The sequence below is a fragment of the Edaphobacter sp. genome (genome assembly GCF_028283685.1).
In the GTDB taxonomy this organism is placed as follows: Bacteria; Acidobacteriota; Terriglobia; order Terriglobales; family Acidobacteriaceae; genus Edaphobacter.
On sequence record NZ_JAPWKF010000010.1, the window covers coordinates 291,345 to 305,905 of the forward strand.

The following is a 14,561-nucleotide window of genomic DNA, read 5'->3' on the forward strand; positions in this document are numbered from 1 at the left end:
TGTACGTGGATCGCACAACGGATGATGAAGCGGGAGGAGGCGGATATGCCCTCAAGCGTGATCGCGACGATGTCCTACGACGAGAAGCGGCAGACGCTGACGATCCTCTATCGCCGCAAGCCGGGTGCATACCGGTACCACGACGTCTCTCGGCAGGAGTACATGGCGTTTCGTTCAGCGCCATCGAAGGGAACGTATCTGAATCAAACCTTCAAGGCGCAGCATCCTCGGTACGAGCTTCTGCGGCCCTCGCAGGTCATTCACCTTGTCCAGAAACCAGAACAGGAATTGGAGTTGGAAAAACATGGCAAAGACGATCGCAGACATCATCGTTGAGAGCTTGAAGAACTCGGGCGTCAAACGCGTGTACGGCCTCCCCGGCGACTCGCTCAACGGCTTCACCGACTCCATTCGCCGCGACGGCGAGATGGAGTGGGCGCACGTGCGCCACGAAGAGGCCGCCGCCTTTGCCGCCGGCGCCGAAGCCCACCTCACCGATTCGCTCGCCGTCTGCGCCGGAAGTTGCGGCCCCGGCAACCTGCACCTCATCAACGGTCTCTTCGACTGTCATCGTAGCCGCGTCCCCGTGCTCGCCATCGCCGCCCACATCCCCGGTCAGGAGATCGGCACCGGCTACTTCCAGGAGACGCATCCCGAGATCCTCTTCAAGGAGTGCAGCAGCTATTGCGAGATGGTTTCCATCCCCGAGCAACTGCCGCGACTGCTCGAGATCGCCATGCGCACCGCCATCACGCAGAGCTGCGTCGCCGTCCTCGTCATCCCCGGCGAGATCTTTCTGCACGATGCGGAGACGGCCGCCCTCAGCCCCATCGAAACACCCAAAACCGTCGTGCGCCCCGGCGACGATGAGCTGCAGCAGGCCGCCGTGCTACTGAACGCAGGCAGCAGGATCACCATCCTCGCCGGCGCGGGCTGCAAGGGTGCGCACGACCAGCTGATGGCCGTCGCCGGTGCGCTCAAGGCCCCCATCGTGCATGCGCTGCGCGGCAAGGAGTACCTCGAGTACGACAACCCGTACGACGTCGGTCTCACCGGCCTCATCGGCTTCAGCTCCGGCTATCACGCCATGGAGAACTGCGACACGCTGCTGATGCTGGGCACCGACTTTCCTTACACGCAGTTCTTCCCCGCCAAGGCGAAGGTCATCCAGATCGACGCACGCGGCGAGCAGATCGGCCGCCGCACCAAGGTCGACCTCGGCCTGGTAGGGCGCATCGCCGACACCCTGCCCGCATTGCTGCCCCTGCTGACTCCGAAGACAGATGGCGCGGCGCAGAAACGCCTCGATGCCCACGTTAAGGATTACGCCAAGGTGCGCGAGGGTCTCGAAGACCTCGCCCAGCCCGATGAGAACAAGACGCCGATCCACCCGCAGTACGTGGCGCGCATGGTCGACCAGCTCGCCGACGCCGACACCGTCTTCACCTGCGACGTCGGCACGCCCACGGTCTGGGCGGCACGCTATCTCGCGATGAACGGCCAGCGCAGGCTGATCGGCTCACTGGTTCACGGTTCGATGGCGTCAGCGGTCGCGCACAGCATCGGGGCGCAGGCCTCGCACCCCGGCCGTCAGGTCGTGGCGCTGGCAGGCGATGGCGGACTCGCGATGATGCTGGGCGACCTGATCACCCTGCGGCAGATGAAGCTGCCGGTCAAGATCGTGGTCTTCAACAACGGCTCGCTGGCCTTCGTGGAGCTGGAGATGAAGGCCGCCGGCTTCGTCAACTACGGCACCGTGCTCGACAACCCCGACTTTTCCGCCGTGGCCCGCGCCGTCGGCCTGCACGGCATCCGCGTCACCGAGCCCAACCAGCTGGAGGGCGCGCTGCGCGAGGCCTTTGCCACTCCCGGCCCGGCGCTGGTGGAGGTGCTGGTCAACCGGCAGGAGCTCTCCATGCCGCCAACCATCACCTTCGCCCAGGCCAAGGGCTTCTCGCTGTGGGCTGCCAAAACTGTCATGAGCGGGCGCGGAACCGAGGTCATCGACCTCGCGAAGACCAACCTGCTGCAGCGGATCCTGTCGTAACCGTTAGCGCAGCATATTCCAGGCGAGGCCCGGCTCGACGAGAAACTCGTTGATCGGGTTCTCCCTCGGAATATAGCGCTCGAAGAGCGAAGGGATGGCGCGGCCGATGAAGCTGTCGCGCATCACCATCAGGTCGGTGCAGCGCTCCTCCACGAAGGAATGGCTCATGGAGTGGCTAGTGCCGCCCTGGAAGAACAGGCGCCGCGTTCCCTTCTTGATCTCATGCTCGATCAGGAACGCCCGCATCACCGTGGCCAGTGAATACGGCTTCATGTCGTTGCGGTTGGTCTGCCAGAAGACCTCCATGTTACGGTTCGAGCGCAGACCGCAGGCCACGCTGAGCCAGCGCCCATCGCGGTCGCGCAATCCGCAAAAGACGGGATCGCTCGCCATGTGGATGGCATCGTACTGCCATGCCGCCGTCTCGCTGTCGCAGGGATAGGAGGAGTTGCGGTTCAGCTCGAGGAACTCGCCGCGTTCGATCGTGGCCTCGGCCACAAACTCACAGCCCAGCTGGCTCTCCGCGCGGCGACGATAGTAGCGCAGATGCTTGCGCGTGCGCGCTCCCATCTGCTCAAGCGTCTCATTGACGGTGCGGCGCAGCAGCAGGTAGCTCGGCGTCGTCCGCTCACGGCTGGCCCAGCGGATCTTCATGCCGCCACACAGGATCGGCATCTGCGAGGGATCGAAGAACGCCTCTTCATGGCGAAACGAGAGCAGGATGCCGCGCGCGCCCTGGTCCAGCAGCACGCCGCAGACCTCCAGCGCAAAACGGGAGCTGTCGATTGCAGGCGGCACCAGAGCGCGCCGGCCGATGCCGTCGCAGGAGGCGTAGATCCCCAGCCCGAAGCCGGAGACGCAATGCTCGTACAGCAGGACCGCGGCCTCCAGGTGGTTGAACGAACCGTCTTCGGCAAAGCTCGAGTCGCGGCCCAGCGTTACCAGGCACGGCTTCTTGCCGCGCAGCTCCAGCCACGAAAGGAAATATCTTAGATCGTCGACCGCACCGGCCTGCCCTACGCGCCGCCCCAACTCCGTCAGCGCGGGCTGCATAGCCAGGATGGCAGAGGCGTTCCGCGTCACACGCAGGTCAGCCATCATGCGCGACATGATCAGATCGCTGGAGAAATCGAACGTGGCCGAAAACATACGGACAACCCTTCTCGAGGAGATAACACAGAGACCTGGGAGAAGTCGTACGGCTAAATGCATGGGGGCCTGGCATGGCCGCCTCATCTTCTTACTGCTTTCAAGATTGACGGAATCCTGCGGAAGACACCATACCACCGTAAGGTCATACCGCTGAAACAAAAGAGCTAGGCCATGCCCGTATGCCGACGGCGGCCCCGGGCGGACCCGCCCTCTCCGACCCTAAGACCGGGCAGAGATCAGCTTGCGCCGCTCCGTCTCAAGATACGTATAGCGAATACGATGAATGACCGTGATGGTCGACATGATAGCCAGCACCCACAGCGCAGCTCCCATCACGCCCCACTTGTTGCCTAAGGCGCCGAGGATGACGCAGACGATGCGCTCCGGCCGCTCCATGAAGCCCACCTTGCAGCTGCCGATCAGGGCTTCGGCGCGGGCTCGCGTGTAGCTCACCATCAGGCAGGCGGTCATTACAAATGCCACCAGCCCGACGTAGAAGAGTCTGTTGCCCCGGGCGTAGTACACCAGCAGGCCGAAGAAGATCGCCACATCCGAGTAGCGGTCGATCACCGAATCGAAGAACGCTCCAAAGACTGAGACCTGGTTGGTTGCACGGGCCACGCGGCCATCCACCATGTCGAAGACGCCCGCGCCGATGATCGTCAGCCCGGCGTACAGGAACATCTTGTTGGAATGCGGCCCCCGGGCGAAGCCGAAGAACAGCGCGGCAACGATGTTGATGATGAGGCCAATGAAGGTGAGGGTATTCGGCGAGATGCGGGAGAGCGCCAGCCCTCTGACGATCTTCTGCAGCAGCCAGCCACTGCCTTTACCGAATGCGCTTGTCCAGGTCACTCTTGCCCTCTTGCTGCTCAGGCGGCGGGCCTCATCCACGCCGCTGTCTTCGTTCAGGTTACTCTGCCGGAGCTGCGTCCGGTGCGGCGTCGTGAATCGTCACCAGCTTCAGAATCTCCAGCTCGCGGTTGCCGTTGGGGGTGACCACCGTGGTGGTGTCGCCCTCCTTCTTGCCCAGCAGCGAACGGCCGATCGGCGATGTCGTCGAGATGAGTCCCTTCGAGACATCCGACTCCTCGCTCGTCACCAGCTTGTACACGATCTCCTCGTCCTTCGAGCTGTCGAAGACCGTGACGGTCGCGCCGAAGCCCACCTTATCGTGCGGAATGTTCGACAGATTCACCAGCGCCAGCTCGCCCATGCGCTTCTTCAGCTGGCCCAGGCGGGCGTTCACAAACTCCTGCCGCTGCTTCGCCGAGTGATACTCAGCGTTCTCGCTCAGGTCGCCCAGGGCAACGGCCTTCTTAATCTCTGCAGGCAGTTCCGTCGTCAGCTCATATTCCAGCTGCTTGATCTCCTCCTGGAGCCGTTTCATGATGTGTTCTGGCATGGTGACTTCCTGTACTGGGCTATCGCTCGGAACGCGGCAAAGCCGACCATCCGCGGGCGAGTCTCTTCCCGCGCCCGAATTCACACTAAGGGAACGAAAAGTTGATTATACGCCGCTACGCAACGGGGACCACCCCGCGCGCCCTATTCCGCCTCGTGTCCACGGCCTCGTAGATCCAGAAAGCCCTGAAGAATCAACACTGCCGCTACCTGGTCGATGATCTGCTTCCGGTCTGCACGGGCAGACGAGTGCCCCAGGTCGTCCAGGTGACGATGCGCCTCGGTCGTTGTCAGCCGCTCGTCCCACAGGTGGATCGTCAGGCCGAACTCCCGCTCCAGATCCGCGGCGAAAGCCTGTGCCTTCAACGCCTGCGGGCTCACGTCGCCCGACATGTACAGCGGATTCCCCACCACCGCCACACGAACGCCATGCCGCCGTAAGAGGCGGCCCACCGACTTCAGATCGTCCTTCAGCCGCGCCCGGTGCAGCGTCATCAGCGGCTGCGCCGTGTACCCCAGCGGGTCCGAGATGGCGATCCCGATCCGCCGGTCGCCCACGTCAAAGCCAAAGACGCGCTCGATCTGACCGGGTTCGGTGGATAGCTCTTCGGGGTTCTGATCGGACGGCATCTTATTGAGTGTAAGCCTCGTCCTAAAATAAGACCCAAGCCCAGGAGGCTCTTCCAGCTTTGAAGTTTCTGCTCACACTGCTCCTGCTCGCCCTGATCGCCGCCGGTTGCGCGTACTGGCTCGTTACCGCACCCTTTGGGCCCTCGAAGGAGACCTTCGTCCAGATTGCCCCACACACCGGCACCGAGACGCTGGCCATCACGCTCGAGAGCTCCGGCGTCATCCGCAGCCGCTACGGCTTCGAGCTGCTGCGCCTCTTCAAGAAGGGAACCCTCAAGGCAGGCGAGTATCGCTTCGATCAGCCCGTCCCCATGACCGAGGTCTATCGCAAGATCGCCCGGGGCGACGTCTACACCGTCGCCATCACCATCCCCGAGGGCTACAACATCTTCGACATCGCTCAGGTCATTGAATCCGAAGGACTTGGAAAACGCGACGACTTCCTGGCCGCCGCCCGCAGCCACACCGAGCTGATCGCCGAGTGGACAGACCCGGCCAACCCTCCCGCCTCGCTGGAGGGCTTCCTCTTCCCCGACACCTACCACTTCGCCCGGCACATCCCGCCCACGACCATCCTCACCGCCATGGTTCGGCGCTTCCGCCAGGCCTCGCAGCAGCTGAATCTCGCCGGGCCTGAGGCAAATCGCACCGTCATTCTGGCCTCGCTGATCGAAAAAGAGGTCGCCGTGCCCGGCGAGCGCCCCCTGGTCGCCGGCGTCTTTGAGAACCGGCTGGCAAAGAACATCCCCCTCGCCACCGACCCCACCGTGATCTACGCCGCCCTGCTCGACAAACGCTGGCGGGGCACCATCTACGCCTCGGACCTCCGGAACCCTTCGCCCTACAACACCTATGTGCACGCCGGCCTGCCCCCCGGCCCCATCTGCAACGCGGGCATTGCCTCCTTCCGCGCCGCCCTGAACCCGGCAAAGACCGACTATCTCTACTTCGTCTCCGACGCCGCCGGCCACAGCCGCTTCGCCGCCTCCCTGAAGGAGCACAACGCCAACGTCAACACCTACCGCAAGGCGCAGCAGCATTAGAAAGTACCGCCGAGCACGGGTATCGCATTTATTACAGGGCGTTCGAAAACCGGTCCGTTTTCTGTGAACCCCTTGGCGGCCAGTATCATCTATAACTTGTAGTGGCCTTTACGCATCCCTTCAGAACGGTGTCTGGAACCTTCGTGCAAATGAAGATACGCAAAGCTTTCGCGCTTGGAGCCCTGGCCGTGGCTCCCGCGCTCACCGGGTGCCTGAGCCACACCCGGATCGTTCCAAAGACACGCATGGCGGATGTCATCATCAGCACCTCGCTCGAGGCGATGGCCAAGCAGATCAACTCCCGCTACGACTCCATCAAGACCTTCAACGCCTCGGTCGAGATCTCCGCCACCACCGGCGGCGGCCTTCAGGGCAAGGAGACCCAGTCTCTCGCCTTCTCCGGCTACATCCTCATGCGTAAGCCGGAGTTCCTCCGCGTACTGCTGCTGCTTCCCGTCGTCCGTACACAGGCGCTGGACATGGTCTCCGACGGCCAGAACTTCAAGCTCTACATCCCGCCGCGCAAGCGCGCCATCGTCGGATCCAACAAGCTGACCACCAAGTCCAAGAACGGCCTTGAGAACCTGCGGCCCGAGGTCATCTTCGACTCCATGTTTATCCAGGGGCCGGACGAGAACCAGATCATCTCGATGACCACCGACACCCGCGTCATCGAGAGCGGCAAGAAGAAGAAGGACCTGATCGAGGAGCCGGCCTACGCCGTGCAGATCCTCAACAAATCCGAGGGATCCGACACGCGCGAGGTCAAGACTATCCGCGTGATCCACATCAACTCCACCGATCTTCTGCCCTACCAGCAGGACATCTACGACGCTGACGGCAAGGTCATCACCAAGGCCTACTACTCCGACTACCATTGGTACGGACACACGCCCTTCCCGTCGAAGATCATCATCGAGCGGCCCAGCGACCACTACTCGCTGACCATCAACATCGCCAAGCTCACCCTCAACGAGAACCTCGACGACGATCAGTTCGAGCTGAAGATCCCCGAAGGCGTCTCCGTCGAGACGCTGAAGTAGCCTTCGCCTCACACTCGCTCAACGCCCCCTCTTCCGCTCTCCTGCGCATAGATAAGAGAATCCTCTACGCCGTGGCCGCATTCGCGGCGGCCATCGCGTGATGGCTAGCGCCTGACGGCCTGCACCTCGAGATACTCGTTCTTCACCAGCGTCTGACTCTTCGGATCGCTGGCCGTGTTCGCCGACGTCCACAGCTTCTCCATCTCCCGCGCGAAAACCTTCTGCCCTGCATCGTCGAGACGCGAGAAGGCTACCCTGGTCGGCCCGAAGTAGGTGCGGAAGAACTCCACCGCGCCGGCAGGCGGCAGGGGGAGATCGAACAGGACCGGGATCAGCTGCGTCGTTATGTCCTTGAAGCAGGGCGAGAGCCGCTCGTTGACAGTTGCCTCGTCACCCCACAGCACCGGAGGCACCACCCCCGGCGCATGCGGCACATGCTTCGCGCTCAGTTTGAACATCGCGCCGGTAAAGCTGGCCGGATTCCAGTTGGCCATGGCCAGCCTGCCGCCAGGCTTCAGCACGCGGGCAAACTCGCTGGCGACCAGCTCCGGGCGCGGAGCAAACATGGCCCCGAACATGGAGACGACCGCATCGAAGCTGGCATCCGCATAAGGCATGCGTTCGGCATCGCCCTCGTCGAACTCGACGGACAGCTTCTCCGCTGCCGCGCGTGCCTGCGCCTGCTCCAGCAGGTTGGTGGCGATGTCCAGGCCGGTGACCACGCAGCCCGCCCGCGCCAGCGGAATCGCCACATTGCCCGTTCCGGTGGCCACGTCGAGCACATGTGCCCCCTTTGGCAACGCCAGCCGCGCCACAAACTCCTCCGCCGCACCCGCAATCGTCTTCGCGACGACGCCGAAGTCGCCCGCCATCCAGGTGGCGCGCATATTCTCTTTGATCTGTTCGATGCTGGGACCGGAAGCGTTCATACGTTTCCTCCCTCCCTCGAGGTCGATGCCTGAAGCTAGCTGGACCGCAGCGGATAAGGTCCAAACGTTGCTGTGATGCGGTTGGACTCGTCGGCGTTGGTCAGGATGAAGATGCGAAAGCTCTCGCCTCCCTCGGCGACGCGCACGACGACATGGCCGTTACTGCTCTTGAAATCGGACGTGCGTTTGTTGGTGATCTTCAGCTCCGGCTTCAGCGCCGTGGCAAAGACATCGCGCTCCCCGGAATATAGGCTCTTGCTGTAGACATTCGCCAGCGAGTTGACCGTCGGATGCGCCGAGTCCCACGCCAGCTCCACGAAGACCCGCGGCCGCAGCGCGCGTACATACCCCGGCCCCTCCGCGTCGTAGTAGCCGTGATGGTTGAACACCGCCACCGCCACCGGGCCGCAGACCTCCGCCGCGGGCGTCTCCACATCGCGCCACGGGTCCTTGCCGTAGTTGGTCGCAGACGGCAGATCGCCACCCGTGTAATACGCAAACCGCCCGTACTTCAGACGGATGGCGCACGAGCAGCAGTTCTCGCTGGGAAAGTCCTCCGGCTTCATGCCGGTGAGGTCCGGGAACAGCTTCTTCGTCGCGCTGCCCTGCCCGGTCCAGATCTCGCCATTGGCGATCAGGTTGCGAATCTCGAAGCTGCCATACGCCGCAGGCTTCTTCAGCAACCGGAACTGCGTATTCACGCCCGGCTGAAACCGCTCCACCGTGCTGCCCTGCTTCACCTGCGCCGCAAGAAACGCCCTGTAGTTCTTGATGAACGGCGCAAACGGCGCACTGGCCGGCGCGGGATAGCTGTAGTCCGGCCACGCGCGATCGACGAACCGCTTCACCGGCACGATGTTCGCCACATCCGTGATCCCTGTCAGCCTGTAACCGCCGCCCGGAGCCTCGGGCAGGTCCGGCGCAAACTCGCCCAGGTGATCGTCGTGCAGATGCGTGTTCATGAAGACATCGATCCCGGAGAGCCCCGCTGCCTCCAGCTGCCGCTTTGCATACCGGCCCAGCCACTCCCCCGGCCGCCGCGAGGCATCCGGCTTCTCGTCGACAAGGTAAGGCGTGTTGCGCTGCAGCGCTCCGGCATCGACCATCATCGTCGTCCCGTCCGGCAGAATCATCAGCGTCGAGTTCCCGCGCCCGGTCGAGATGTGATGAATGTCCAGCAGCCCCGGCTTCCACGCGCTGAAGCTCTCATCGGCAGCAAACAACGAGGGACCGCGAAGGCTCGCGGCAAGAACGGCACCGGCACGGAGAAACTCTCTGCGTGTGATCATTGGGACCATTATCACGCGGCCCCATGCACAGCGCATCAAGGAATCCCTCTGTGCTAGCCTGAGGCCGATGCGTGAAGTAACAGTCTTCGTCGGCGGCTCCGTGGGAGTCGATCCTTACTCTCCCCGGACATGGTCGGGCTCCTCGGCGTACCTGATGCAGGCGATGAAGAACGCCGAGATCCTCGACAGCGCCGTCGGCATCCGCGTGCCCATGCTGGTGAACTACGGCCTGCTCGCCAAGAACTTCAACCGCAACCGCGGCGTCTGGCGCAAGCACTTCTACTTCGACCCCGCCTACCGCCACGCGCTCACACGAGCGGCGAAGCGCGTGAGCGTCGGAAGCCCCGTGCTGATGCAGATCGGCCACATGTTCTCGCTGCCTGTCGCCTTCCCCGAGTACCCCTGCGTCAGCTATCACGACGGCAATCTCGCCGAGCTGGTCGCCAGCGGCTACGGCCTCGAAGGCGTCGCCGCCAAGCGCATCGACCAGGCCATGGCCTACGAGCGCGACACCGCGCAGCGCATGCACACCATCTTCACCTTCTCCGAGTACCTGCGGCAGTCCTTCCTCCGCAACTACGGCGTCGCCGAAGACCGCGTGCTCAACATCGGCGGCGGCATCAATCTGCCCGCGCTGCCCGAGGTCGACGAGCACAAGAGCTACGCCGAGCCGCGCCTCCTCTTCATCGGCACCGACTTCGCCCGCAAGGGCGGACCGCAGCTGCTCAAGGCGTTCGCCGCCGTCCGCGAACGCATCCCCAACGCCACGCTTGAGATCGTCGGCCCCACACACATCGAGGGTCTCCCCGCAGGCGCCACGCTGCACGGTCATCTCTCAAAAGCCGACCCGGCACAGGCCGCGAAGCTCGAAGCGCTCTTCCGCGCAGCCAGCCTCTTCGTGCTGCCCTCGCTCTACGAGCCCTTCGGCATCGCACCGCTCGAGGCCATGCTCTACCGCCTGCCCGCCGTGCTTACCGGCGCCTGGGCGCTGCGCGAGTTCGTCACGCCCGGCGAAAACGGCGAACTGGTCGAAAAGGGCTCGGTCGACGATCTCACCGAGAAGATCACCACGCTGCTGCGCAATCCGGAGAAGCTGCCCGCCATGGGTGACAAAGGCCGCGAGCGCGTGCTGCTGCGCTACACCTGGGCCACCGTCGCAGGTAAGATCCGCCGCGCCGTCCGCACCTACTAGGGCGCCCGCTTCGAACTGAAAATCTTCCGATCCGAAACCAGCTCCAACTGCAAAAAAGAGAACGCTCCCACAACGGGGAGCGTTCTCTTTTCAGAAGCGGGGACTGCCGTAGAGCTGCGGGCGCATGCGCGCGGGCGTGGCTCAGGCAGTGACGACTACTTCTTCGGGGGAGCGATGGTGTCCTTGGCGACCTTGGCGACGCGGAACTTAACCACGGTCTTCGCCTTGATCTTGATGGTCTCACCGGTCTGGGGGTTGCGGCCGAGACGGGCCTTGCGCTCAGCCTTCACGAGCTTGCCGATGCCAGGGATCGTGAACTCGCCGTTCTTCTTGGTCTCCTTGACGGCGGTCTCGGCCAGCAGGTCGAGGAAGGCGCCGGTCTGCTTGTTGGTCAGCTCGAGCTTCTCCGCGAGTGCGCGGATGAGTGCTGTCTTGGTGAGTCCCTTTGCCATTGTGTTGCTCCTTCGTAAAACAGAATATGATGGGTCGCCCGCCTCGCCCGCCCTGAAAGCTGCCCGTCCGCCGTTCAGAAAACATGCGAATCGTCAGTGTTCATGCGGGTCCGGAAGAACCGTACCGCAATTCACCTTCAGCCTTTTCGAAAGCTTTGTCAACTCGATTTCTGCGGTTTCCACAGGTTTTTTCTGGTTTTTCCCGGTTTTTATGGAATTGGACCCTTAAAAGACCTGTTTTTGGCTGTTTTCTGATCGGAACGCACCCTCACAGACCCTCAAGGGAGAACCCGCAGAGGATCACGCCTGCATGGAAAATCTGCACCTTTTGTGGCATCCTCATGCTACGAGCGGGCATGGCCTCCGGGCTACACGACACCGCTCTTGATCGACCAGCACCCCTACATTTGAAGCGAATCCCTCAAGTCCAAGGACCTTGATGAGAGCGCGTCGGCGCGACTTTTTACGATGAGGAAGAGTCCCATGGCTCAGCTGCTGGTAAAGATTGAATTTGAAGGCAAGCCGAAAGACGAGAGCTACCTCGTGCTCGACAGATTCATGAGCTCTCGCTTCTGGGAGAGGATCAAACGGCCCGGCACCAGCGCCTCGGACATCGCGCACGCCATGTATCGCGCCTCCACCCTCGGCGACCGGCCGAACCTCGCCATCATGGCCAACGAGCTCAAGCGAAGCATCGAGTACCGCGTCGGCGAAAAGGCACGCATCCTCATGGTGCAGTCCCAGAACTGGATCGAGACCAGCTAGCCTCGCAGCAGCAACAACTCCTGAATAGCGACTTATGAATCAGGCTGGAACGTCGTCGCCGCGAAGACCGCGGATGGCCGGACAACCTAATGGTCGTCAGCGTCGTCCGGAGTCGACGTCTCAGGCCGCGTCTGCGGAGAAACGTCGGCATCTTCCACGTTGCCCCTTAGCACCGAGGCAGGAAGATGCGGCCGATATGGCCGGATCGCTCGCGCATCGGACGGCAACCCGGAAGATGTCTGCCCGGCGGTGGCACGTACATCCACCATCTTCTGCACCGTCATCACGGACTGATCGCTGCTGGTCATGATGCGGGCCAGTTCGGCGAGCTTCAGCGGATTCACCGGCGCCTTATAGTCCGGCGTGAGCAGGCCGTAGGGGTCCTCCCCGTTCAGCGCCCACAGCGACCAGCCAATCTCGCGGTTGCGACCGAAGTAGTTCACCATCGCCTCGAACCACTGTCCCTCGGAGCCCGGCGTGGTCGAACGAATATCGTCGTTGCGGTTGGAGGTCCCGAACTCGCCCACCCACACCGGCGCGATGTTCTGCTGGCTGATATAGCCCCAGTAGCGATTCCAGTTGGCCTCGAGCGAAGCATCCGTCGTGCTTGCGTTGAACCACTGCTGCCGGTACTCGCTCGGCCCGTAGAGGTGCGCCGAGTAGACCAGCTGGTTCGGCGTCTTCAGCACCACCGGCGCGTTCTTCACGCCCAGCAGGTTACCGCCCCACCAGTAGAAGTTGTTGTTGACCGCATCCGTACCCTCGACAAAGACGATCAGCCGCGGATTGATGGCCAGCACGCTGTTGCCGGCGCGTTCTGCGGCCAGGTGCCAGTCGTGCGCGGCATCGCATCCCGACCAGCAAGCCCCGGTCGTGGCGGCGTTGTGCGGTTCATTGCGCAGGTCCACGCCGATGACCGTCGAGTCGCCGTTGTAGCGGCGCGCCAGCGTCTGCCAGTCGGCGATCCACGTCGATTCGGGATAGGCCGGGGTGTACCAGAGGCCGCTGCTCTGCGCCGAATCTCCCGCCTCCGAGCGATGGTTATCCAAAATAACTTTCAGCCCTACGCGGTCCGCGTACGCCACAATACGGTCGAGAATCTGGAGCGAGTTCAGGCCGCGCAGCGGCCGGTTGATCACGGTTCCATCCGGCGAGGTAAAAGCAATCGCCGAAGGCACCTCCGGGTGCTCCACCATGTCGTTCGAAAGAGGAAGGCGGATGGTGTTGAAGCCGTCTGCCTTAACGGTCTGCAGGATCGTGCGGTAGTCCTGCACCGTCAGTCCGCCGGGAACCTTACGCACGGTCTCGAATCCATACCAGTTGATGCCCTGGATGCGGACGGCCCTTCCCTTCTGATCGAGAATGAGGTTGCCCCTGGTGTGCCAGTAGCCCGAGCCGGCGCCAAGCAAGCGCGCGTGGTAGAGATGCGCCCGGTCGCGCATTCCCTGGCTGAGGCTGCCGAAGCCCTGCTCTCCGGCGGACGGCAGAAGCGTCGTCCACATCGCAGTAAGCAGGTGCATCAGGGCAGTAAAGATGGCCGTAATGGCCGTCATCGGATGGTTCTCCCGGGGACCTGCAAGATCAGGTCATCACGATCTTTCGATCAGAAGATAATTGCATTCATGTCTTATGGCGGACCGTTCAATGCAGCCCGCTCGTCCACCGTATATACGGCGGATCAAATCTTGTAGCGTCTTGTGAATCAGAACCGGCGTTGCTGGAGCTGCCGCTGACTCTACGGCTCCTCTTCCGCCGGATCGGCAGGAGATGCTCCGTTCGAAGATCGGAACGAGGCCCTCTTGAGCGCGTTTTAATAAGTACCATCGGCGGTTTGGTTTGGGTAAGTTATTTCGCACGACGCGAGCGAGCGATCTCCCTAAAGGGGATCTCCCACGCCTCGGCACTGCCTGACCACCGCCGTGCGACCCGGACACGGATCTCGGCTGCCACGGTAAGTATCTATATGGAAAGCATCTCGTCTTAGCGGATCGCCGCCATCGCCGCCCGGAAGAGCGTCTCGAAGTCGGAGGCGATCCCGGATTCTTCTCCATGGCACTTTCGATCGCCTTCTGCGCGACCGGCCGCGGGTAGCCCAGGTTCACCAGCGCCGAAAGCGCATCGTCGGCGACGGGTCCGCGGTGGACTCCACCGGTGGCTCCCGCCAGATCGGGCACGGCGAGATCGTCGAGCTTGTCCTTCAGCTCCAGCACGACGCGCTCCGCCGTCTTCTTGCCGATGCCGGGGACCTTGGTCAGCGTGGCATGGTCGCCGCCGCGGATGGCCGCAACCAGCCGGTCCGACGAGATGCCGCTGAGCACCGTGATCGCCAGCTTGGGGCCGATGCCCGAGATCGTCAGCAGCTTTTCGAACAGCCGCTTCTCCTGCGTAGACGCAAAGCCGAACAGCGCAATCTGGTCCTCGCGGACATGAGTGTGGATGAAGAGCGCAGCCTCAGCGTTCTCGGCGGGAAGCTCGGAGAAGGTCGACACCGAGATGGCCACGTCATAGCCGACGCCGGAGCAGTCGATGATGGCTTGGTTGGGTGTCTTCGAGAGGAGGCGTCCGCGCAGGTGGGCGATCATGCTGGGTTGATTGTAAATGGGTAAGTCCGGCAG

General features: G+C 62.9%; 15 protein-coding genes. 6 read left to right on the forward strand and 9 right to left on the reverse strand.

Translation table 11 applies throughout. The annotated features are described in order from the left end of the window. Nucleotides 1–45 precede the first annotated feature (45 nt). Both PW789_RS19315 and poxB read left to right on the forward strand, forming a co-directional pair. Nucleotides 46–336 (forward strand): KTSC domain-containing protein, encoded by a 291-nt coding sequence (locus tag PW789_RS19315; protein ID WP_299380013.1) that lies wholly within the window; start codon nt 46–48, stop codon nt 334–336. Next, nucleotides 305–2,047, forward strand: coding sequence for a ubiquinone-dependent pyruvate dehydrogenase (gene poxB / locus PW789_RS19320; protein WP_299380016.1), 1,743 nt, complete (start codon nt 305–307; stop codon nt 2,045–2,047). The genes PW789_RS19315 and poxB overlap by 32 nt, the downstream gene beginning before the upstream one ends. Before the next feature lie 3 nt (nt 2,048–2,050). Here the strand turns inward: poxB and PW789_RS19325 are convergent, their stop codons facing one another. The 4 genes from PW789_RS19325 to ruvX all read right to left on the reverse strand — a co-directional run bounded on the left by PW789_RS19325 (nt 2,051) and on the right by ruvX (nt 5,233). Beyond that, entirely contained in the window at nt 2,051–3,196 is a 1,146-nt protein-coding gene (locus tag PW789_RS19325) for a GNAT family N-acetyltransferase (protein WP_299380019.1), read from the reverse strand. A gap of 222 nt (nt 3,197–3,418) precedes the next feature. After that, nucleotides 3,419–4,054, reverse strand: a complete 636-nt coding sequence (locus tag PW789_RS19330; RefSeq protein ID WP_299380022.1) for a CDP-alcohol phosphatidyltransferase family protein — start codon at nt 4,052–4,054, stop codon at nt 3,419–3,421. Nucleotides 4,055–4,112: 58 nt separating this feature from the next. Beyond that, nucleotides 4,113–4,604 (reverse strand): transcription elongation factor GreA, encoded by a 492-nt coding sequence (gene greA / locus PW789_RS19335; RefSeq protein ID WP_299380026.1) that lies wholly within the window; start codon nt 4,602–4,604, stop codon nt 4,113–4,115. Between the two features lie 143 nt (nt 4,605–4,747). Then, nucleotides 4,748–5,233 (reverse strand): Holliday junction resolvase RuvX, encoded by a 486-nt coding sequence (gene ruvX / locus PW789_RS19340; protein ID WP_299380029.1) that lies wholly within the window; start codon nt 5,231–5,233, stop codon nt 4,748–4,750. A gap of 59 nt (nt 5,234–5,292) precedes the next feature. Between ruvX and mltG the strand changes: the two genes are divergently transcribed. Together mltG and PW789_RS19350 are read left to right on the forward strand one after the other, a co-directional pair. Further along, on the forward strand, nt 5,293–6,276 hold the full coding sequence (mltG, locus tag PW789_RS19345) for an endolytic transglycosylase MltG (protein ID WP_299380031.1): 984 nt from the start codon (nt 5,293–5,295) through the stop codon (nt 6,274–6,276). Nucleotides 6,277–6,425: 149 nt separating this feature from the next. Further along, nucleotides 6,426–7,319: a hypothetical protein gene (locus PW789_RS19350; RefSeq protein WP_299380033.1), complete on the forward strand. Its 894-nt coding sequence runs from the start codon at nt 6,426–6,428 to the stop codon at nt 7,317–7,319. A 104-nt stretch (nt 7,320–7,423) separates the two neighbouring features. Here the strand turns inward: PW789_RS19350 and PW789_RS19355 are convergent, their stop codons facing one another. Beyond that, complete coding sequence (locus tag PW789_RS19355) at nt 7,424–8,248, reverse strand: methyltransferase domain-containing protein (protein WP_299380036.1); 825 nt, start codon at nt 8,246–8,248, stop codon at nt 7,424–7,426. A 35-nt stretch (nt 8,249–8,283) separates the two neighbouring features. After that, nucleotides 8,284–9,537 (reverse strand): hypothetical protein, encoded by a 1,254-nt coding sequence (locus tag PW789_RS19360; protein ID WP_299380040.1) that lies wholly within the window; start codon nt 9,535–9,537, stop codon nt 8,284–8,286. A gap of 67 nt (nt 9,538–9,604) precedes the next feature. Between PW789_RS19360 and PW789_RS19365 the strand changes: the two genes are divergently transcribed. Next, a complete protein-coding gene (locus PW789_RS19365; protein WP_299380043.1) occupies nt 9,605–10,729 on the forward strand; it encodes a glycosyltransferase family 4 protein in 1,125 nt (374 codons plus the stop codon). A gap of 155 nt (nt 10,730–10,884) precedes the next feature. Here the strand turns inward: PW789_RS19365 and PW789_RS19370 are convergent, their stop codons facing one another. Beyond that, complete coding sequence (locus PW789_RS19370) at nt 10,885–11,181, reverse strand: HU family DNA-binding protein (protein ID WP_299380046.1); 297 nt, start codon at nt 11,179–11,181, stop codon at nt 10,885–10,887. A gap of 483 nt (nt 11,182–11,664) precedes the next feature. Between PW789_RS19370 and PW789_RS19375 the strand changes: the two genes are divergently transcribed. Continuing rightward, nucleotides 11,665–11,946, forward strand: a complete 282-nt coding sequence (locus PW789_RS19375; RefSeq protein WP_299380050.1) for a hypothetical protein — start codon at nt 11,665–11,667, stop codon at nt 11,944–11,946. Between the two features lie 86 nt (nt 11,947–12,032). Here PW789_RS19375 and PW789_RS19380 read toward each other — a convergent pair whose 3' ends face one another. Beyond that, on the reverse strand, nt 12,033–13,499 hold the full coding sequence (locus PW789_RS19380; RefSeq protein ID WP_299380053.1) for a glycoside hydrolase family 5 protein: 1,467 nt from the start codon (nt 13,497–13,499) through the stop codon (nt 12,033–12,035). A 36-nt stretch (nt 13,500–13,535) separates the two neighbouring features. Then, nucleotides 13,536–14,528, reverse strand: a complete 993-nt coding sequence (gene ruvA, locus PW789_RS19385; RefSeq protein ID WP_299380057.1) for a Holliday junction branch migration protein RuvA — start codon at nt 14,526–14,528, stop codon at nt 13,536–13,538. Nucleotides 14,529–14,561 lie beyond the last annotated feature (33 nt).